The 20,856-nt window shown below is 64.8% G+C and carries 19 protein-coding genes; 7 read left to right on the top strand and 12 right to left on the bottom strand.

Annotation, left to right across the window (positions count from 1 at the left end; genetic code table 11):
• Positions 1-266: 266 nt before the first annotated feature.
• From HYR72_26530 to HYR72_26540, 3 genes are all read left to right on the top strand, one after another.
• Positions 267-581 carry a hypothetical protein gene (locus tag HYR72_26530; GenBank protein MBI1818557.1) on the top strand — a complete coding sequence of 105 codons (315 nt, stop codon included), beginning with the start codon at positions 267-269 and terminating at the stop codon, positions 579-581.
• Positions 582-698: 117 nt separating this feature from the next.
• On the top strand, positions 699-980 hold the full coding sequence (locus HYR72_26535) for a BrnT family toxin (protein ID MBI1818558.1): 282 nt from the start codon (positions 699-701) through the stop codon (positions 978-980).
• Positions 961-1,206: a BrnA antitoxin family protein gene (locus tag HYR72_26540; protein MBI1818559.1), complete on the top strand. Its 246-nt coding sequence runs from the start codon at positions 961-963 to the stop codon at positions 1,204-1,206. Before HYR72_26535 ends, HYR72_26540 begins: the two co-directional genes overlap by 20 nt.
• Positions 1,207-1,216: 10 nt before the next feature.
• On the opposite strand, the gene HYR72_26545 is transcribed toward HYR72_26540, so the two are convergent.
• The 5 genes from HYR72_26545 to HYR72_26565 all read right to left on the bottom strand — a co-directional run bounded on the left by HYR72_26545 (position 1,217) and on the right by HYR72_26565 (position 9,510).
• Positions 1,217-1,942, bottom strand: a complete 726-nt coding sequence (locus HYR72_26545; GenBank protein ID MBI1818560.1) for an HAD-IA family hydrolase — start codon at positions 1,940-1,942, stop codon at positions 1,217-1,219.
• A complete protein-coding gene (locus HYR72_26550) occupies positions 1,939-2,703 on the bottom strand; it encodes a matrixin family metalloprotease (GenBank protein ID MBI1818561.1) in 765 nt (254 codons plus the stop codon). The genes HYR72_26545 and HYR72_26550 overlap by 4 nt, the downstream gene beginning before the upstream one ends.
• Positions 2,700-3,281: a hypothetical protein gene (locus tag HYR72_26555; protein MBI1818562.1), complete on the bottom strand. Its 582-nt coding sequence runs from the start codon at positions 3,279-3,281 to the stop codon at positions 2,700-2,702. The genes HYR72_26550 and HYR72_26555 overlap by 4 nt, the downstream gene beginning before the upstream one ends.
• Before the next feature lie 256 nt (positions 3,282-3,537).
• Positions 3,538-8,034 (bottom strand): DEAD/DEAH box helicase, encoded by a 4,497-nt coding sequence (locus tag HYR72_26560; protein ID MBI1818563.1) that lies wholly within the window; start codon positions 8,032-8,034, stop codon positions 3,538-3,540.
• A 345-nt stretch (positions 8,035-8,379) separates the two neighbouring features.
• The gene (locus HYR72_26565) at positions 8,380-9,510 is read right to left on the bottom strand and encodes an acyl-CoA/acyl-ACP dehydrogenase (GenBank protein MBI1818564.1); all 1,131 of its coding nucleotides are present in this window, start codon (positions 9,508-9,510) and stop codon (positions 8,380-8,382) included.
• Between the two features lie 339 nt (positions 9,511-9,849).
• Between HYR72_26565 and HYR72_26570 the strand changes: the two genes are divergently transcribed.
• From HYR72_26570 to HYR72_26580, 3 genes are all read left to right on the top strand, one after another.
• Positions 9,850-10,713, top strand: a complete 864-nt coding sequence (locus tag HYR72_26570; protein ID MBI1818565.1) for a hypothetical protein — start codon at positions 9,850-9,852, stop codon at positions 10,711-10,713.
• A gap of 161 nt (positions 10,714-10,874) precedes the next feature.
• Positions 10,875-11,456 carry a hypothetical protein gene (locus HYR72_26575; GenBank protein MBI1818566.1) on the top strand — a complete coding sequence of 194 codons (582 nt, stop codon included), beginning with the start codon at positions 10,875-10,877 and terminating at the stop codon, positions 11,454-11,456.
• Positions 11,457-11,595: 139 nt separating this feature from the next.
• The gene (locus HYR72_26580) at positions 11,596-12,054 is read left to right on the top strand and encodes a GNAT family N-acetyltransferase (GenBank protein MBI1818567.1); all 459 of its coding nucleotides are present in this window, start codon (positions 11,596-11,598) and stop codon (positions 12,052-12,054) included.
• Positions 12,055-12,098: 44 nt separating this feature from the next.
• On the opposite strand, the gene HYR72_26585 is transcribed toward HYR72_26580, so the two are convergent.
• The 6 genes from HYR72_26585 to HYR72_26610 form a co-directional block, all read right to left on the bottom strand.
• Positions 12,099-12,914, bottom strand: coding sequence for an acyltransferase family protein (locus HYR72_26585; protein MBI1818568.1), 816 nt, complete (start codon positions 12,912-12,914; stop codon positions 12,099-12,101).
• Positions 12,915-13,136: 222 nt separating this feature from the next.
• Positions 13,137-14,222, bottom strand: coding sequence for a GNAT family N-acetyltransferase (locus HYR72_26590; protein MBI1818569.1), 1,086 nt, complete (start codon positions 14,220-14,222; stop codon positions 13,137-13,139).
• Between the two features lie 7 nt (positions 14,223-14,229).
• Positions 14,230-15,363 carry a glycosyltransferase family 4 protein gene (locus HYR72_26595; GenBank protein ID MBI1818570.1) on the bottom strand — a complete coding sequence of 378 codons (1,134 nt, stop codon included), beginning with the start codon at positions 15,361-15,363 and terminating at the stop codon, positions 14,230-14,232.
• Positions 15,339-16,154, bottom strand: a complete 816-nt coding sequence (locus HYR72_26600) for a hypothetical protein (protein ID MBI1818571.1) — start codon at positions 16,152-16,154, stop codon at positions 15,339-15,341. Before HYR72_26600 ends, HYR72_26595 begins: the two co-directional genes overlap by 25 nt.
• Before the next feature lie 100 nt (positions 16,155-16,254).
• Positions 16,255-16,662 carry a hypothetical protein gene (locus tag HYR72_26605; GenBank protein ID MBI1818572.1) on the bottom strand — a complete coding sequence of 136 codons (408 nt, stop codon included), beginning with the start codon at positions 16,660-16,662 and terminating at the stop codon, positions 16,255-16,257.
• 64 nt (positions 16,663-16,726) lie between these two features.
• Complete coding sequence (locus HYR72_26610) at positions 16,727-17,062, bottom strand: RNA-binding protein (protein ID MBI1818573.1); 336 nt, start codon at positions 17,060-17,062, stop codon at positions 16,727-16,729.
• Between the two features lie 347 nt (positions 17,063-17,409).
• On the opposite strand from HYR72_26610, the gene HYR72_26615 reads away from it, so the two are divergent.
• Positions 17,410-19,545 (top strand): GAF domain-containing protein, encoded by a 2,136-nt coding sequence (locus tag HYR72_26615; protein ID MBI1818574.1) that lies wholly within the window; start codon positions 17,410-17,412, stop codon positions 19,543-19,545.
• Between the two features lie 3 nt (positions 19,546-19,548).
• On the opposite strand, the gene HYR72_26620 is transcribed toward HYR72_26615, so the two are convergent.
• Complete coding sequence (locus HYR72_26620) at positions 19,549-20,829, bottom strand: hypothetical protein (protein ID MBI1818575.1); 1,281 nt, start codon at positions 20,827-20,829, stop codon at positions 19,549-19,551.
• Positions 20,830-20,856 lie beyond the last annotated feature (27 nt).

The raw sequence follows: 20,856 nt of genomic DNA on the forward strand, positions 1-20,856 counted from the left end.
GCAATCAACCCGGACGATTGAGTGGTAGGGGGTCAGTTTGAACGTACGCGAAGTCGTCATTGCGAGGAACGGAGTGACGAAGCAATCTGGTCGCGTGGGTGCAGTCCTACTCCTGAGCGCGATACCTGGAGCATCGAGATTGCTTCGTCCCTTGTGGGACTCGCAATGACCGAGCGAACGGGTTGCGCTAGACTTCAAAGTGACTCGCTACTGGACGTGACCTGGGTGCGTTGACTTGCCACCGCCGAGCAGGAAGCGTGTGATCAATGAAGACTGCGCTGGTTGCGCTGTTGATGTTCGCAGTGGTCGCCTGCGGCGACGGCTCGTTCATCGTGCAGTTCAACAGCGGGACGATCGCGTCCGATCCGTTGTGCCGTAACGGCGGCGGACGATTCCAACTGCTCGACCAAGGCGGGCTGACGATCTTGGTCATCATCAAGACCGACACCGTGATCTTCGTCTCGAGTGGCGCCGCCGGCGCGTGTACGGACCTTGCAGCCGGCGCCCACGTCCAAGTCAGCGGCCGGCAAACCGGCGCAACAATCACGGCGCAATCGGTTCGCGTGCAGTCGGGTGCGTAGAATCCGCGTCCGCATAGCAAGACCCTACGCGACCTTGGTCCGCAACGCGTTCTGTAGGGTCCGCGCCCCTCGGCCGTCGAGCTGGACAGCCTCACCGCAATTGCCGTATATACAGCAGTGTTCCTCTGGGACGTGCAGAAGGCGGTGAGCAACCGGGCGAAGCATGGTGTGTCCTTCGACGAAGCGTCAACGGTCTTTCGCGACCCGGATGGTCTTGACTGGCAAGACTGGCAGCACTCCCGCGGCGAGCCGCGGTTCAAGCGCCTCGGCGTTTCTAACCAGGGGCGGATGCTGCTCGTAGTGTACACACCGAGAAGGATGAGAGATGGCAACGAAGCGATTAGGATCATCAGCGCGCGGCGCGCGAGCCGCAAGGAGCGTGCGGCGTACTTCGGATGACGGCATCGACTTCTCCGACATCCCCGAGTCGACCGATGAAGAGCTGAAGCGAGCGCGTCGAGTTGGGCGGCCGAAGTCGAGTCACGGACCGAAGCAGCTCATCGCGATCCGCATCCGTCCCGCGCTGTTGGCCAAGCTGCGTCAGCTCGCGGCACAGCGCGACAAGCCGTATCAGACCCTGATCCACGAGCTGCTGGAGAAGGCGGCGAAGTCGCGGGCGGCGTGAGGCACACCGCTTACGCTGGCAGCAGCCGGAGCAGTTCGCTTAGTTCCTTGATGCGCGGGCAATCGACGCGTCCGGGATAGCGGTCGAGCGTGTCGACCAACACGGCGTCGAGTCCCGCCTTGCGGGCGCCGAGCACGTCGATCGCGAACACGTCGCCGACGTAGACGGCTTCGTTGGCCGCGGCGCCGATGCGATCGAGCGTGAGGTGGAAGATCGCCGGGTTTGGCTTCTCCACGCCGACGACATGCGAGTCGACCACCGTCGCGAAGTGACGCTTCAATCCCGCCCGCTCGAGATCGCCCTCGATGCGGCCGTCGGCGTTGGAGATCACCGCGAGGGTCAAGCCGCGCGCCTGCAACGCGCTGAGCACGTCAGTGGTGCCCGGCAACACCACGCGCCACAGGCAGCTCGTCGCGTTGTGTTCGCGCAGGGCTTCGAGCATCGGTTTCATCGCGGTGCGCGGAACGCCGAGGTAATGCAGCGCGACGGCGAAGTACGACGGCCGCTCTCCCGACTCGTCCGGCCACAACAGTCCCTCCACATTTTCCGCCACGCTTTCCGGTGCCGCCATCTCGGGTGCCAACTCGCGATCGATGGCCGCCTTGGCGCCGTACTCCGCGATGCGAATCGCCATCGGGGTCGTCGGGTGGCCATGCTGCGCCAACACCTCGGCGATGAACTCGTAGTCGAGGTGCATCAGCGTGTTGCCGGCGTCGAACAGGACGGCGCGGATCATGATCGTGACTCGTGCTCGTGAGTCGTGAGTGGCCGCGCGCACAGCGCGCGAGCGAGCAAGGCAATGACCGCGCCAGCCAGGAGTTCCAACGGTGGCCGCCATGGCTGATTCGGCGGGCTCAGTGCGCAGCCCGGGTTAGTGGCCGGCGCGTCGCTGCCGTTGTTGGGATAAATCGCCAGCGCACCGGCCACGTCGTCGGCTTGCGGACTGCTCAGCCGCGGCTCGTTCAATGGCGTCACCGCTTGCATCAGCGTGCCCTGTCCCGATCCGCCGCACGCGTCGGAGTGTGCCAGCCCCAACACGTGCCCGAGTTCGTGCATCGCGATCTGCGTGAACAACGCGGCGTCGGTGGTGAGGAATGAATCGCTCGAGTCGAAGGAAACGTCGGCATCAAGCATCTCGCCGCTATTCGTATTGAAGCGGTAGACGGTGATGCTCACGGCATCGCCGAATCCGCCGCCACCACATACGGTCCGCGACAAGGCCATCGAGGTGATCCCGTCGGACGGGTCGCAGAGATTGCCGATACCGCCGACGAACTGAAAGCTGCCGATGGCGCCGTTCCAGCGCTCGCGCGCGGTGGTCGCGTACGTCGCGAACTGCGACGGCAAGAAGTGGGTGTCGACCGCAGCGCGGCGACTCGGCCAGAACAGGTGCTGCGCGGTGCTGCACGGGTTGTTGCTGGTGCGCAGTAGCTCGAACGCGAACGACGAGCCGGCGGTGAGGAGCAGCACGACCGCGATCAAAGGCGCATACCTCATTTGATCGCTCCGCGCGTTGCGAGGCGCCGGCGCACGTCGGCAAGGAACTCGGACAGCGGCATGGCGACTTCACCGCTCGCCGCGTCGGCGAGCACGGCGCGTCCGTCGCGCATCGTACCCAATCGGGCGCGCGTCGTTAGGGTGACCGACGCGGCATCCCCGCTTCCTTCGATGCGCATGCAGCCCTGATTGAAACCGACGATCGGACTGACTGCCCGCTGATTGCTGGCGAAGACCACCACGCGTTCGCCGACCGTGAACGTCGGCACACCGGCAATCATCTCGGTGACATCACCCACGCTTCCACCGCCGAAGCGCAGCTCGATCTCTGATGTATCGACACCGAACAACGGATCGAGATTGGTGAAGGTCACCATCGTTTCGATATGGTGCTGTTCCGGGTCGGCCCAATGCGATCGCACCGAGGCGACCGTACCGACGAATACGCGATCGGCCTCGGCGGCCAGCGCGTCGAGGTCCTTCTCAACGATGGTGGTCGCGACCGCAACACGGACGACCGCGAACAACACCAATGGCAAGACCGCACACAGCGCGCGGCGACATTGAACGACATCCATGGCGGAGAGTTGTAGCAGGCAAAACAAGCCGGGTCAGCACCGAGGAGCATTTGTTGAGCGATGAACTAACCTTGGTCAGACAGAAAGCTCACCGCCGAGAACGCGGAGAGCGCAGAGAGTCGCCACGAGACCCACGAAGCCATTTTGGACAGCCTCATTGGCGATGAGCTTTCGTTCGGCTCCTTGATGTTCTCCCGCTCCATTGGCTCGGCGGTCTCGGCGTGCTCTGCGGTGAATCCGCTCTGTCAGGTCGAGGCTAGCCGCGCTGCATGCGGCTGAGGACGGCGCCGCGTTCGCCGACGTCGGCGGGCACGCCGTCGCGATAGAGGATCATCTGGCTCGAGAACGGCGAGACGCGTGTTCCCGGCGTCAGGATGCCGACGAGATTGAGCGGATCGGATGCGGCGATCAGTGCCGTCTCCCCGCCGGCGGCAGTGCGCCGGACGGCGCGCAAGGTATCGACCGCTTCCGCCAATGCAAACTGCTCGCCGATGAATCCGCCGACGAAGCGCCCGCCGCGGATCTCGCCGCGCGCTTCCATGCGGCGGTAGAGTCCGAGCAGCACGCGCCAGGCTGGTGCGCGCACTTCGCGCGCGAGCAGTTCGCGAAACACCACGCCGTAACGGCGCAGCAGTTGCCGCGCGATCAAATCGTGCGACACATCGTCGGCGCTCGACGGCAGGCCGGGCGGCCGCAGCAGCGCCCAACGTCCGACGGGCATCAGGCGGCGCGCGGAACCGCCGCGCAGCGCGCGCAGTCGCCGCTGCGGTTGTCGTCGCTTCACATCGGGGAGCAGCAGCGTGCGCAAACCGGCAATGCCGTCGCCGGTGACCAGGCCGCGCGCGACCAGTTCCCACAACGCGTCTTCCGTCTGGGTTGGCAGCAAGCCGGTAGCTCGCGCGATGTCGGCGAGAAACGCCGCGCCGTAGCGTTCGAGGTGCGCGATCACGTCGCGCGCCGCCGACGACAGCTCGCGGAAAAGATCGACATCAGACGCGGCTGGCTCCAGCAGGGCGGGCAGCGCTTCGCGCAGGACCAACGCCAAGGGCGCGGCACGCGTCGGCGCAGCGCGCCGCCGGCCGCGCACGGGAGCGACAACGCCAGTGAGATGATCGGCGGGATCGTCGGTGTCGACGCCATTGCCAACGGGCGCGAGCCGCAACCGGCCCCACGCGACTTCGCCGGCAAGGCAGAGCTGTTCGAGATCGGCGGGATTGTAGAGATCGACGCGCGCGGTGAGCACGTCGCGCTCCCACGCCGGCGCCGGCAGTTCGAGACCTTGCAACTGCCCGATGATCTGCGCCACGCCATCGCGCCCGTGCAGTTGCGTGCCCGCGTGCACGTGCTGCCAGCGCATGAGGAAACGAATGAAGTCGGCCGCTGACACGGCTTCGATCTCACGCCGCAATCGGTTGATCGTGAGTCGATGAATGCGCGCCAGCAGTCGCCGCTCGCACCACTCTTCGGAAGGCTTCGAGGGTGTTACTGTGAAGCGTCCGCGCAGTACGACGCCTTCCGATTCGAGTCGCAGCAGCGCCGCGTCGATCTTGGACTCCGGTAAACCCAGAAGCGCGGCAAGCGCGGCACCGGTAGTCGGGCCGAGGCATTCCATCCAACCGTGAACGATCGCGCGCAGCGCGTCTTCGGGCTCGCAGTGAGGTGTGTCGGCGAAGGCCGCTAGGTGCGGATCGAACTGCACGTCCGGAACCGCGGCGGTGACGAGTGCGACGCGCTCGGCGGCGACCAGTGCCCGGTACTCGCCCCAGCGTGCGCAGGTGGCGCGGCGCTCGGCGATGAGTTCATCAACAAAGGCTGCCCACCGCGCGGCGTCGGCTCCGCGCTCTCCCGTTGAGACTGTCGATGAATTGATTGAAGACGGGTCGGCGGAACCTTCCCCCTTTGAAAAAGGGGGATCGAGGGGGATTTGTTTGACTGATTCTTCGACAAATCCCTCCTGACCTCCCTTTTTCAAAGGGAGGGACCTGTTGCCCAAACGAAAGTCGACCTTGTCCTTGGAGGTAGGGAGCAGCACAACACTCAGCAACAGATCGTGCAACTCGTCGGCGTCGCGCACATCGGGCCAGGCTTGCGCCCGCACTTCGTCGATGGCCGCTGGATCGAGTGCGCCGATGCCGTTGGCGAGATCGGGATCAACGCGCCTTAGCGATACGGCGCGGGCGCGGCGCTCTTCCAGCGGCGCGTCGTCGAGGAACGCGTACGGGTTGGCGTTGAGGATCTCGTGCGACATCGGCGATGGCGCGGCGGTGTCGATCGACACCGTGCGGATGTCACCGGCGATGATCGCGTCGAGCAGAGTCCGCAGGCCGTCGACGTCCATCGCTTCGCGCAGGCAGTTGTCGATCGTCTCGTTGACCAGCGGATGATCGGGCAACTCGATCGGGCCGCCGGGGTGATTGTCGCCACACGCGAGCTGCGCCGGGAACACCGCCGCGAGGAGATCTTCGGCGCGCATGCGCTGGATCGGCATCGGCACGCGCCGGCCGCCGGTGTGGCGCAGCAGTGCCAGCGCGCGAGTGGTGTTCCAGCGCCAGCGCGTGCCGAACATCGGCGCGGCGAGGGCGGCCTGCGTCAGATCTTCCTCGACCATGGCCGGGCGCACCATCTCGAAGACGTTTTCGAGCGGAAAACTGTGTTGCTCGCCGAGCGACAGCACGATGCCATCGTCGGTGGCCGCCGCCTGCAACTCGAAGTCGAACGTGCGGCAAAACCGTTTGCGCAGCGCGAGGCCCCAGGCGCGATTGATGCGGCCGCCAAACGGCGCGTGCACGACCAACTGCATGCCGCCGCTCTCGTCGAAAAACCGCTCGGCGATCACCGTGTCACGCGTCGGCACGGTGCCGAGCGCGGCCTGGGTCTCGGCGATGTAGGCGACGATCTGCTCGGCGCCGGGGCGATCGACGCCGCACGCCGCGACGGTCCACTCGGTCGCGCTCGCCGCGTCGGGCAGGCGCGTCGCGACTTGCCGGCGCAGATCGGCGACCGCCGCCGACAGTTCAGCGGTGCGCGACGGCGCTTCGCCCATCCAGAACGGAATCGTCGGCGGTGCCCCCTGCGCGTCTTCGACGCGCAGCCGGCCGGCTTCGACGCGTCGGATGCGCCACGAGCGATTACCGAGCAGGAAGATGTCACCGGCCATACTCTCGATGGCGAAGTCTTCGTTGACCTTGCCGACGAAGGTGCTGCTCGGTTCCTCGATCACGTCGTAGTCGGCGGTGTCGGGGATCGCGCCGCCGCTGGTGATGGCGGCCAGCCGCGCGCCGCGCCGCGGACGCAGGCGATGATTCACGCGGTCGCGGTGCAAGTGCGCCGAGCGCCGGCCGCGTGAAGTCGCCACGCCCTCGGAGAGCATCTCGACCACCGCCTCGAAGTCGCTGCGCTCGAGGTTGCGAAATGGATACGCGCGGTGAACCAGTTGCCACAGTTCCGCTTCGCTCAGTCCGTCCGTCGTCGCCGTGGCCACCGTGGCGACGATCTGCTGCGCCAGGATGTCGAGCGGGTTTTCGGGCAGGAACAAACGGTCGAGATCGCCGGCACGCACGGCCCGAATCGCGGCGGCGCACTGCACCAGATCGTCGCGCGTGAGCGGAAACAGAATGCCCTTGGGAATAGCGCCCAGCCAGTGGCCGGAACGGCCGACGCGCTGCAGCAGTGTTGCCAGCGCGCGCGGCGCGCCGAGGTGGCAGACGAGATCCACATGGCCGACGTCGATGCCGAGTTCGAGCGACGCGGTGGCGACGACGACGGGAATCGCACCGCTCTTCAGTCCTTCCTCCGCCGCCAGCCGCGTGCGGCGCGACAGACTGCCGTGATGAGCGGCGACCTTGTCGGTGCCGAGCCGTTCCGCCAGTTGATGCGACACGCGCTCGACCAAGCGCCGGGTGTTGACGAATACGATGGTGGTGCGGTGCGTCGTGGTGTGCGCGGCGATGCGGTCGAAGATATCGGCGTACAGTTCGTGCGTCACCATCGGGCCGAGTTCGTGCTCCGTCACTTCGGCGCGGAGATCGAGCGCGCGCGAGTGGCCGACGTCGACGATGGCGCAGTCGGGCAGGTCGTTGAGGATGAGCCGCTCGCTGCCGACCAGCAGCCGGGCGATGTCCGCGATCGGTTTCTGCGTCGCGCTCAAGCCGATGCGTTGCAAGCGGCGGCCGACGAGGGCGTCGAGCCGTTCGAGCGAGAGCGCGAGGTGGGCGCCGCGCTTGTCGCCGGCGACCGCATGGATCTCGTCGACAATGACCGTCTCCGCTTGCGCCAGCATCTTCCGACTGCGGTCGGCGGTGAGCAGAATGTAGAGCGACTCCGGCGTGGTGATCAGAATCTGCGGCGGCTTGCGGATCATCGCTTGGCGTTCGTGTGCCGGCGTGTCGCCGGAGCGAACGAGCACGCGCACATCAGGCAGCGTCACGCCGCTGCTGGCGGCGAGTTGCTGAATCTCGGCGAGCGGTTGCTGCAGGTTCTTCTGAATGTCGTTGCCGAGCGCCTTGAGAGGCGAGATGTAAACGACGCGGGTGTGGTCTTGCAGAGGCGCCGCCGGCTGTGCGCCATCAGCGACGAGCCGGTTCAGCGCCCACAGGAATGCGGCGAGCGTCTTGCCCGATCCGGTCGGCGCGGCGATGAGCGTATCGCGTCCCGCCGCGATCTGTTGCCAGCCCGCCGCTTGCGCTGCCGTCGGCTCACCGAACTTGTCGGTGAACCAGCGAGCAACGAGCGGATGGAAGAGTTCCGATTCCATGATCGAGCCTCGGGGCGAACGTCAGGCGAAAGCGATAGCAGCATCTGCGGGGAGCGTCCAGTGTCGGCGCGGCGGGTAATGTCTCAGTTTGAGCGCAACGGAAGTTGTCATTGCGAAGAACGGAGTGGCGAAGCAATCTCGTTGCGTGGGGTGCAGATCGATCTCCGTGCGCGCCACGAAGCGCATCGAGATTGCTTCGCCCCTTGCGGAACTCGCAATGACCTCACCGTGAAGTGATGGTATCGATTGCAAGCTGAGTCTGTAGGGTGGGCACTGCCCACCATGCATCGACTGGAATCGGACCGGATGGTGGGCGATGCCCACCCTACATTCGTAGCTCTCAGCTCACCAGGCGCTGAGCGCCGCCACGCGTTCGCGGTGGAACGCCGGGTCGCCGTAGGCGAGTTCGTTCCACTTCGCGCGTTTGAAAAACAGATGCATGTCGTGCTCCCAAGTGAAGCCGATGCCGCCGTGTATCTGCAGCCCGCGATCGGCCGCGCGCATGTACACGTCGCTCAGCCGCGCCTTGGCCATCGCGGCGGCGCGGGAGGCATCGCGCGGTTTGGCGTCGTAGGCATAGGCGGCGAACCAGACCAGCGAGCGCGCCGGTTCGATTTCGCTGACGATCTCGGCGGCCATGTGCTTGACGGCTTGGAACGAACCGATCGGGCGGCCGAACTGCTCGCGAACCTTCGAGTAATCCACCGCCATGGCCAGCGCCTGCTGCGCGCCGCCGAGCGAGTCGGCCGCGAGCAGAATGCCGGCGGCGTCGAGTACGCGCGCCAGCCGCTTCCATCCGTCGCCGGCTTTGCCGACGACGGCACCGGCCGGCACCTCCACATCATTGAATGTGAGCTCGCAGACGCGGCGCGTCTGATCGATCGTGGGCAGCGGTGCGATGGCAAGTCCTGGCGCGTCGCGCGGCACTAGAAAGAGCGTGACGCCTTGCTCGCCTTTGCCCGCGGTGCGGAAGGCGGCGACGATCGTGTCGGCCACGTGCGCGTCGGTGACGAACAACTTGGTGCCGTTCAAATGATAGACACCGCGCGCGAGTTTGGCGCGCGTAGTGATGCCTTCAGCGTCGAGGCGGTCGCCTTCCTCGATGAAGGCGATCGTTCCCAGCGCGTCTCCGCTCGCCAGGCGAGGCAGCCATCGTTTCTTCTGTGTGGCGGTGCCGGCTTGCGCTATCGCCAGCGTCGCCAACGTTGACGAGAAGAACGGGCCGGGCATCACGGCGCGGCCGATCTCTTCCATCAACACCGCCAGATCGAGCATGCCGAGGCCCAACCCTCCAAAACTCTCCGGCACGATCAGACCAGGCCAGCCGAGCTTAGCGAGCTTCTGGTAGAAGCCGCGGGGAAGGCCGTCGGCGTCGCGCATCACCTCGCGCACGAACACGGGTGGACACTCGCGGCTGAGAAACTCGCGCGCGCTCTGCTGCAGTTGTTCCTGTTCTTCCGACAGACCAAAATCCATGCTCGCTCCAGGTTGAGAGTTCGTCGTCCGCATACAGAGTCGCGTCGTGAAAGTCCAAACCGGCCCGATCCGCGTGGCCAGCTGGCACGTGATAGGCTGCGACCTCGCGCGTTCAGGGCGCGGTGATAGGCTGCGGAATTCTTGCGGGAGTTGCAGCGGCAGTGATATACGCCGCGCGATCGTAAGCGGCGGGATCAAGAGGAGAAGATCCACAACACGCGCGCCGCGTGACAGGTGCAAGATCGTGTCAGTTCAGCGCGCAGCGAACGAGAGTGGTTCAAGTAGGTCAGCAGATGGTTCGGCTGCTGGACTGACGACGGCATCCCGTAGGGAGCACGCATGGAGTGGGTAGCCCTCTTTATTCTCTTTGTCGTCATCGTCGCAGCAATCCAGTATTGGCAGATAACGTTGTCGATCGCGGCCCTTGCCGCAATCATCTGGATGCTGGTGAAGTGGAACGAGATCCAGAAGAATCGCGACGCCGAGCGGAAGGCACACGAGGCGTCGCAAACTCAACTCGGCGAGCGCATCAGGAACGTTTGTTCTCAGACACTGAGTACTTTCGAGGCCATGCCGCAGCAGTTGCTCGCCGCTGAGGACCACTTGGATAAGGCCGAGACAGACTTTGCGGAAGGCGTGTTCGCGCCGTTTTGGGACTCTATCGAGAAGGCCGCGATTTGCCTCGGCAGGTTCGATGGTGGCGTCCAATACATATCTACGAGTGCGCAACAGCACGCCGAGTTGGCGAAGAGTCTCGATATAGCCCCACCGACGTTTCCGGTGCGCGCAAATTCTGTCCGGGCGTTGACGGCGGCAAGTACAACAAATGATCGGATGCGAGGCATTGTGCGGAGAGCACAAAAGGATTTTCATTTTGCAACAATCTACGAACAACGAAGGACGAATCAAATCCTTATAGCTGGCTTCCAGAACCTGGCGCAGGCAATGGAGGGGTTGGGCGATCGCATCGTGTCGTCCATAGAGACCCTGGAGGGTCAACTTTCTGGCCAACTCTCCGAGATGTCCTCTTCATTGGAGGGAATGCGAACGACCGTCGACGATTTGCGATCTTCGATCGACGCGAGATCGTCGGAACAAGCTGAACGTTATGACAAGGCATTGGAGATACTTAACAGTATCCAGAGGCGTCGCAGGCCTATGGGTTCTCGGGGGCTGAAGGATCTCGGCACTGAGCGGTACTGAGTCTCATGGCATTCGCTATTGTAGTGCGCGGCAGCCGTTGCAGCAGCTTGGAAGACCACCGAAATGGAAGTCTCCATTGAGAGTGCCGAATGACGCGCATCATGCGACGCGCGGAAGAGCACCGGGCGCGCATAAGCTGTTAGACCGCTCACGGACATCACATGCCGAAGAAGAAGTCGCTGAAGAAGACCGCTGATCGGTTTATCGCGGAGAGCACCGCTATCGACGAGTACGTGGCTCGGCATGCAGGAGGCGAGGACGCCTCGTGGACGCATGAGTACGCGGTCCTCCGACTGTACCGCGCATTCGAGCAGTTCGTGCTTGAGATCCTTGTCGGGGCAGTGAACAACGACACCACGACCCTTTCGTCGCGGACCGGCATTGCCTTCCCGAAGCACCTCACGGATGAGGTGTGCGAATACCTAGTCGTAGGCGACGGCTACTTCGATTTTCGCGGTCGAGACGGTCTGATCAAGACAATCAAGGAATTCGTTCCGGACGGCCATTACCTCGTGATCGCTATCAAGGACGCCAAGTACAAGGATGCACTCGAACGACTGTCGGCGCTCCGCAACTATGCGGCTCATGGGAGCTATCGAGCCAAGGCGGCGGCGAGGCGGGTTGTTGGCCAGAAGAAGATCATGTGCGCCGGCGACTGGCTCAGCACCCAGAACCGGTTCTCCCAGATTAACGCCAAGTGCCGCGAACTCGCTGGGGAGGTCAAGGAAGCAGCCCCGTATTGAGCGCTCTAGGACGAACATGAAGACTGACGAGGCCGTCCAGCGGTTGGTAGCCAGGGTTGGCGGCGGCGGTCTCGCAGCTTATGCTATTAGCCGTTGAGGGTGTAGAAAAACTACGCAGGCCCAGACAAACAAAGGGTAGGTGGGTGCGGGGGTGAGCGTGACAATCCGCGAAGCCAGTTCGGGCGATCTGGGCGTCATTCACGACATCCGCCGCGATGCGATCCTTGGAATCGAGTCCGACGATCTTGGAGCGATCGATCGACAGGCGTGGGCAGACAGACGGTCAGCAGAATTCTTCGCAGAGCGGGTTGGCGCTGGCGAAGTTGTGCTTGCCGTTTCTGGGAGTCGTGCGCTTGGTTGGGGAAGTAGTTCAGGAGACTGCATCACAGCAGTCTACGTCCGTTCGTCGTCAACTCGCATGGGAGTTGGTCGAGCCGTCATGGGAAGTCTCGAAACTGATATCGAGAATCGCGGACACGAATGCGTGACGCTCGAAGCCAGTCCCAATGCGGTCGGTTTCTACACCAAGCTCGGCTACACGTCGGTGGGACGTCCGGGCGATGATGGGGCTGTGCCGATGAGGAAAGCTCTTCGTTGATCTGACAGAGAAAGGATCAACGCCGAGACGCAGGGGGTCGCGATTCAGAATAGCGACTCTCGCTGCGCCAGCATCTCGTGCAGCATGGCTTGAATGCGGCGGCGGACGCGCTCGGCGAGGCGCGCGCTGGTTTGTTTGCGCGCGGCGCGCAACTTCGGATCGCGATAAAAGTGAATCGGCTCACCGAACCGGATGTGCCACTTGGTCGGTAGCGGTACGACCCCGAGCACGCCGAACAGCGGGAACAACGGGGTCACCGGGACGTATGGGACGTTGAGCAGTTCCTTCAGTGGCCCCAAGCGCGTCCACTTGCCGATGACCGGATAGATCTCCTCCGCGCCAACCACCGCAACCGGAACGATGGGCACCTGCAAGCTCAGACTGAGCCGGATGAAGCCGGTGTGGAAGCGCTGCAAGCGGTACCGTTGTCCGATGCCTTTCGCCACGCCGGCGACGCCCTCGGGAAAAATGCCGACCAGCGCACCAGTTTGCAACACGCGGTAGGCGCTGAGATACGACGCCGGCACTGCCCCGAGTCGATTGTACGCACCACCGACGTACGGCATGTCGGCGACAAAACGGTCGTAGAGAAAACGCACCAGCCGATGCTGCGGATGATCGAGATCGACCGCGGTGGCGATCATGCTGGCATCGAACGGAATGCCGCCGGAGTGATTGCCGACGAGCAGCGCCGCGCCGTCGGCGGGCACATGATCGAGCCCCTCGATCTCGATGCGCCAATAGCGACGATAGAGAAACTCCATCACCGGCCGCACGCGTGCATGGAACGCCGGGTCGTAACCAAACGGATCGGCCCGTTGACGTCGTCGGCGGGTAGACGCAGCGGCGGTGGCAACCATCGCGGGAGATGTTGGCTGAGAGTAGTCCCGCGAGCAAGTGTGGCGGAGAATTGAAACCGCCGATTCACGCCGATCGACGCCGATGCGGAATTAGACGTAACTCAGCGCTTGATCCGCAAACGCCCTTCGATGAGGTTTGCGGATTAACCCTCTTTTTTGCAGGAATCTCGGATCGGCGTGTATCGGCGTCCATCGGCGGTTCCATGTATTTTCGGATTGGAGCTAGCTGCTCAGTTCCAAGTCACCATCGCCCATGGTTACAAACCAGTTTGCGGGATCGACGAACAACCCCGAGGCGTGATCCGGCGATCCCCCCTCCGGGCGATACGTCCGCAAGTACCCTCCGGCGCTCTGGACGACCGGTACGAAGCCGAGGCGGTGCAGGGCACGTCGAAAAGGTGGCACCACCACACGACAGGTCAGCCACTTCGCGCCGCCCTGTTCCAGACTCGTGAGGGCATGCCTCACAAGCAGTGAGAAAATCTCCGTCGAACGCTCGGCAACCAAGAAGTCAACCAAATAGCCACGTCGAACGCCCTCCTGCTCCACCTCGCGAAGCACGAGGTAGCCGACCACTGCGGTGCCGCGCGTCGCCACCAAGATGCGGTAGTGCGCGTCCGGACGCTGCGCGAATCGCCACTGCAGGTAGCGCTGATCACGTACGAGAATGACTCGATAGTCCCGCCTCACGCGTTGCCAGAAGTCATCGAAGCGATCGTCGAATCCGTTGATCTCGGCGACATTGACTCCGGGCACGGTCGCTCGTCGAGTCAGCAGGCCAGCCAACGGCCCTTGAGTGAGCATCGCGGCAACGTGCCCAAGCAGCCGGCTGCCGGTTGTGTGCTGGACGACGTCGCCGACTTTCAACGGTCTGGCTACCGGCTCGACGCGGAGAATGCCGCTGGAGTCACCAATCATGCCCGGCGAAAGTTTGCGGGAAATTTCGTTCTGCCATGCAAAGCGGACCGGCCAATCTGGCCGCTGTCGATCGAGCATGCGCCGCGCCATCCGCTGTCCGCGGTGATCGGGTCGCACGGCCCAATCGCAGAGGTGGCCGACCACATGCTCGGCGCCGTCGATGCAGACGCGTACGGTCAACGCTCCCAGCATCCCGACGATCTCTCCCGCGTCGCGCCACAACAACACGTACGGCTCCGAGTCGCGGTTGAACGGATTGGCGTCGTACTTCCAATCCCATTGACGCATCAGTCGCGCGCTGTCGGCAGCGGACGCCGCGGCAGCCAAGAATACAAAGACCTGCGGCCGATCGGCGCGAGTGTAGCGTACGATTTCAGATGGTTCGCTCACAGACTGCTCAAGCTCTTGGCTGATCTGCGACGGGTTGCGCCCGCTGGCTGATGACGCTGGCGTACAGATTGGCTAGCCCACTCATCACTCGATCGGGACTGTGCGGGGCGAGCGGATACGCCGGCGAGTCGGTGCGGTTCCACGCCGCGTCCAATGCTCGAGCGATCGCCGCCGCGTTCACCACGGGCAACACCGAGTCCGCTAGATAGCGTTCGTACTCCGGGATGTCGGGCGGGCAGATGACTTTGATGCCAAGCGCGATGGCTTCGAGGATGACGTACGAGATCGCCTCGCTGTGCGATGGCATGACGACGACCGCGGCGCCGCGTATCAGTTGCAACGCCTCGGCACGTGGCACCGGTCCGACGTACATCGCCCCCGGTGTGCGCTGCACCTGGCGGAGGAAGCGCACGCCTTCCCAATTGGCGCCGGCGAAGACCAGTTGCGCCGGCGGCTCGGCGTGCCACTGCTGGTAGCCTTGCAGGAGATCGTACACACCTTTGCGCGCCGTGATGTCGCCGACGAAGAGAACGTACGGCGCCGACTTCAGTCCGTAGCCCCGGTGCGTGTCGGCTACACTCTCGCCGGATTGCGCCAGCCGAACATCGAGCGGCAGCGGTAGCGACACGCACCGATGCGTCGGATAACCGCTGCGCAAGACGAACTGGTGCACGCTGTCAGCGCAACACAGGAGTCGATCGGCGACGGCCATCAGGCCACGCGGCTCGGTCAACTTGTCGTGGAGATTGGCGATGACGGGAATGTTGCTGCGCCGGAGCGCCGCGAACAGCGCGCGCCCGTGATAACGCGTGTGGAGATGAATCACGTCGATGCTGAGTTGCCGGGCTAACGCGACGAAATGTGCGTTGAACCACCATTGCGTGAGCGCGTAGCTTTGCGCCCGCACCGCCCAACTCCGATGCGCGACACTCACGCGTGTCGGCAGCCGGCGCAGGACGCGCAGCTTGCCGTCGCTCCACTCGGCCGGCTCGCCCGGCAGACACTCGGTCAACACGGTCACCTGGTCAATCTCGGGTCGCGCGGCCAGCCCCGGAGCCACCATGCTGAAGTAGGTCGCCGCGCCGCCAATCGCGGGCGGGTAGAGCGGCGTGACGATCAGTGGATGCATATCGGGGTGCATCCCGGGGTGCCTAGCGGCGCGACCGCCTCGTCGGCGTGTAAGCTCGGATGGTTCCTCAGCGCGGCGCACAAGCGCTCGAAGGTCGCCCAGTTGTCGACGATCTTCATGCACATCGGGTGTGCCAGCACCGTCGCCACTCCGCCGGCGCGCGTGATCGCCTCCACCTGCGTCGCGACGCGCGCGCACCACTCGGCGGCATCGTACGCCGGGCCGCCCCATTGCAGCGCCGCCGATTCTCGCGGCCACGCGCCGTGCCGCAGGTACTCATGATCGGGAGTGGTGTTGATGGGCAAGACGGCCACACCGCCGGGGTCGCGATAGGGTCGCAAGCGATCGGGATTCACCTCATCGGACCACGCGTGGATGCCGGCGCTCGCGAGCAAGCGCCCAGTATGGCGGTCGTGCCGATAGGCGTGGTTGCGCCAGCTGCGCACCGGCTGCCCGGTGCCGCGTTCCACCGTCGTGCAGGTGCGCGCGATCATGTGGCGTTGCATCCACGGTAGCCCGTGCGGCGAGCCGACTAGGCGCCGCAGTCCGCCGTGCCACAGGCGGGGCGTGAAGGCGTTCCAGCCGTGCCCGCCGATCTCCACGTGCGGCATGGTGAGCAGCGGGCGTACATCGTCGATGTCCTCGATCATCAGACGGCCGGTGATGAACAGCGTAACTTTGAGTCCGTAGTGCGCGGCGATGTTGGCATACTCGACGGCGAGGGCCGCCTCGCTGTGGTGGGTATGCGCTTGATCGGCGTTGCCGATGGCGTGGTGCACATCGCCGGTCAGGACGACGCTCATTGCCCGCGCCGCACGCGCGTGGAGTGAAGGTGCGAAAGGGCCACGGCCGCCTTGTCGCAACTCGGCGGCAAGGATTCAAGCGGCGGCGTCTGGCGAAGATTCAGTCGGCGCTGGGGGTGCGGGTTGTGCGCCGCCGCGCTGGTGGCACGGCAACCGACACGATATGGACGTGGCCGCCGCGCACGGCACTGCGAATGCCGAGGGTTTCGAGCAGGGTTTCGAGGTCGGGGCGATCGGATTCGGCGACGCCCACAAAGAAGAGGATGCTGCTGCGGTGACGGGTACGGCGCTGCGAGAAGAAGAGCAACCGTTCGTGGCAACTGCGCCGGCGCAAGTCGGCGCGCAGCACGGTTTCGCCATATGCAAGCCGCCCGCGCACCGGGCTGCGCCGCGCGATCTCGGCCACGGGCGTACCGGTGCGGGGCTCGCGCTCCACCGAGTAGCCCAGCTCGTTGAGGTGTGCGGTGAGGCCGCGCCGCAGGTACGCGCGCGTAATCGATTGAGTCATGCCCGCGGACCGTGGAGGAAGGCGAGCGCCGCTCCGGATCGGAGGGGCGCTCGCGCTCGCTCGACTAGCGACGATTCCACCCACCGCGGCCGCCCCCCCCGCCGCCGCCACCGCCACCGTAGCCACCACCGCCTCCACCACCGCGGGTGTTTTCACGCTCGCGCGCTTCGTTGACCTTCAGCGCACGGCCCTTGAACTCTTGCCCGTCGAACTGCTGGATCGCGCTCTGCGCTTCTGCGTTCGAACTCATCTCGACGAAGCCGAAGCCGCGCGACTGGCCCGTGGCCCGATCGGTGATAACGCTGGCCGACTCGCAGGTGCCGGCCTGCGCGAACAGCTCCTCCAACTCCTTCTGCGTGACGTCAAAGGCGAGATTCCCGACGTACAGCTTCCGTCCCATTGCACGAACTCCTTGCCGTGGGCCGCCGTAGCGGCCAGTTGAAATTCCCCTCCGGCCGGTGGCACCTGTTGCCGCGGCCATATCTGCCTGAGTGTTGGTGCGGGAGGCGTACGGAACGCCACAAGGACAGAGCGAGGCTCTCGCGCCTGACAGTCAGAAAGAGTGAGGCGGACCTTATCAGCTGTGGCGATTGGGTACAACCCGGCGCGTGATCAGGCAGAAGACGCCCGGCACCGAGGCTTGCGCCGCCAAGCACGAAGAAGAGTTCATGCGGACGCGCTGGTGTCTCTAGCGCTGATGATGTTTGCCGCTTGATCTTTGGCCGGCGCGATGGCCAGACTAGCGGTATGACGCGGCGGGACGTGCAACTCCCCGTATCTGGTCGAGCGGGTCCGGCGCCGCAACGGACCAACGCGGTACTCGATGAATTGGTCGAGAACGCCAGCGATATCGTTGTGCTCAACGATCGCGCCGGATGGATCGTGGCCGCCAATCGCGCTGCCCGCGAGCTCGGCGGCTACACAAATGACGACGTCGCACGTGGAGTCCATCTTCGCGAAGTATTGGCCCCACATGAAGTGGCCATAGCCATGGAGATCAGCGAGCGGGCGTTCCAAGGCCTGCCGATCCCACCGATGTACGAGCGCGAGGTGGTATTGCGAGGCGAGCGCCGCCGCATTCTCGAACTTCGCAGCAACCTGCTCTGCCGGGATGGATTCGAACCGGTGATCTGCACGGTCGGGCGAGACATTACCGAGCGCCGAGCGGCCGGAGATTTTCAGTCCGGCCTGGTACAGGTCGCGCAAGCGTTGCTCAGCGCCAAGGGGTTGGACGAGTTGGCCGCGATCTCCTGCGCCGAGGTGCAACGGATGCTGCATCTCGACGGGGTGTACATTTGGCTGCTCCGTGACGACGCATTGGTAGGGTACGCCGCGGCGGGCCGCTATGCGGCGGACTTTTCCAATGTACGTTTTCCGTTGGCGGAGGCGGTCCGTCGCGGTCTTGAGAGCGCGGGAGAAGTCGTGATTCTCAACCACTACGCGGAGTCTGGGTTCGCCGATGAGAGCGCGCGCGCGGCCGGGGTGCGCGCGTTGCTGATCGTGCCGCTGCGTCGGCAGGGTGCCGTGTTGGGGTTGCTCTCCTTCGCTGACTACACCGACCCAGAGCGGTTTACAGCGAGTCTCGGCGAGAAGGGCATGATTTTCGGCGCTCAGATCGCGGTGGCGATCGAGTCGGCACTGGCACGCGAGGGGCAAGAAGAGGAGGGGCGAGTCTCGACCGCACTTCTCCACGTGGCGCGCGCCATCCGTGAGGCGGAGACCGAGGCGGCTGTATTGCCGCAGATCACTTTCAGTGCACGGGAAGTGATCGGGTGCGATTGGGCAGCCCTTGCGCTGTGGGATCCGGCGCGTGAGGTCTTCCGTCTGGCGGCGATCGAGGGCGTTGCAGCGGAGATGGCCGACGAATTGCGCACCGTCGAGCTTGGGCCGATGTCGCTCGGGCGATTGATCGGCCGGGTCCTGGCCGGCGAAATCGTGGAGATTCCAGAGCCCCGTGGACCGTTCGAGCTGTGGGAGCGCTGGCAGCTCAGCTCGCTGCTGGTGGTGCCGATGCTGCGAGTGGGCCGCATCGTCGGCGCGCTGGTCGTCGGCTACCGCACACGGCGAGGCGCGTTTTCCATCCGCGAGCGCCGGTTGAGCGAGGGCATCGCGGCGCAAGCGGCGGCCGCAGTGGAGAATGCCCGCCTAGTCGAGGATCTCAGGCGCGCGAATCAGCTCAAGTCCGAGTTTCTCGCCACCATGTCACACGAGCTCCGGACGCCGCTGAGCGCAATTCTGGGGTATGCCGACCTCATGCATGATGGCGCCATGGGGCCGTTGACGGAGAACCAGCACGAAGCGCTGGCTCGAATGCGCCTGAACGGTCGCGGGCTCTTCGAACTCATCAACACTACGCTCGATGCCGGGCGGCTCGAATCCGGTCGCGTGGAGTTGGAGCCGTCCTCATTCCAATTGGGCGAACTCCTGGACGAGTTGCGGCATGAGTTCGCGGTCCAAGCCGCCCACCGCAAGCTCACGTTGCAGTGGCCGGCGGACGGCCCGATCGCGTCGTTGTACACCGATCGCGGCAAACTCAAGATGGTGGTGCGCAATCTGGTGGACAACGCGGTCAAGTTTACTGCTGTGGGGAGTGTGGCTGTGACGACCACGGGTAGTGATGCCGAGCCGTCGATTACCATTGCGGTACGCGACACGGGAGCCGGCATTCCGCTCGCGGAACTGCCGTCGTTGTTTGAAATGTTTCGCCAGGGCGATGGAACACACCAGGGCGCGCGTTCGGGCGTCGGGCTCGGTCTGTACCTGGTACGACGCTACACCGAACTCATCGGCGGCCGCGTGCGGGCGGAAAGCCGCTTAGCCGAGGGCTCGACCTTTTATGTGGAGATCCCTCGCCGGCTTGGTGGCGAGTTCCGCAATCAGTAGAGGTCACGCGTTCGAGCCACGCGTCGTGGTACGAACGCGATGTCTGGATGATTCTCCTGGTGAACGTCCGTCGCTACTGCGCCAGCGTGGCCCGGCCGTATCGCGCACTGGCGTTGGTGAGATCGGGTAGGCCAGCAAGCGACACTCGATGGCGCCGTTGAACAGTACGTGACGGCGGGCGGCGCGCAGGCCGATGTGGCGGGTGAGATCGACGTTGCCGCTGAGCACATAGCCGGTCCAGCCGGGGAACTGACGCCGCAAGGTGTCGCCGATTGATCGATACAGCTCGACCAGACGTTCCTGATCGCCCAATCGTTCGCCGTACGGCGGGTTGGTGACGAGCAGACCGCGCACGCCGTCGGTGATGGACGTCGGCAACGGCGCGCAGTCCGCCCACGCGCGCCGCTCGATGTGGACCCGGCCGTGCAACCCCGCGCGCTCGACGTTGGCCAGCGCGCTGCGCACCGTGCGCGCATCGGCGTCGTAGCCGCAAATGCGCGGCAGGTGCTTCGAATCGCGGATCTCGCGTCCAGCCGCCTCTTGCTGCAAGCGCGCCCAGACGCGCGGCTCGTGGCCGCGCCAGCCGAGGAATCCGAAGTACGTGCGCGTATGGCCGGGCGCGACGTCCGCCGCGATCAGCGCGGCCTCGATCGGGATCGTGCCCGAGCCGCACATCGGGTCGAGCAGAGGTGCGCCGAGCCGCGCCAGCCGTGGCCACTCGGCGAGCAATAAGATTGCCGCCGCCAGGTTCTCCTTGAGCGGCGCTACTCCACGGTCCTGCCGATAGCCGCGGCGGTGCAGACTGTCACCCGACAAATCGAGACTGACCACCGCTCGGTTGCGGTGGATGTGCACGTTGACTCGTACGTCCGGTCGTTCGACGTTGACTGAAGGCCGGGCGCCGGTCTGATCGCGCAACTGATCGACGATGGCGTCCTTCGCCTTCAACGCGATGTAGTGCGAGTGCGTGAGCAACGATTGCGACGTCGTCCCGTCGACGGCGAGCGTCTGGTGCGCCAACAAGTGCTCCCACCAGCGGATGGTGCGCACCCCGTCATAGAGCGCCTGCGGCGTCTCCGCCGCAAACGACGCAAGCGGTAGCAAGATGCGATTGGCCACGCGCGACCACAAACAGGCGCGATACGCGACCTCCAACGCCCCGCGAAACGCCACGCCCGCCCGCTCCGCCGTGACCGCCGCCGCACCGAACTCGCGCAGCTCAGCCGCAACGAGTTCCTCCATACCTTTGGCGGTCGTGGCGTAGAATGAAAAGGCTGTGGGCATGAGGGCAGCGCGCTCTACCGTCTGCGC

It is taken from the genome of Deltaproteobacteria bacterium, from assembly GCA_016178705.1.
Classification (GTDB): domain Bacteria; phylum Desulfobacterota; class Binatia; order HRBIN30; family JACQVA1; genus JACOST01.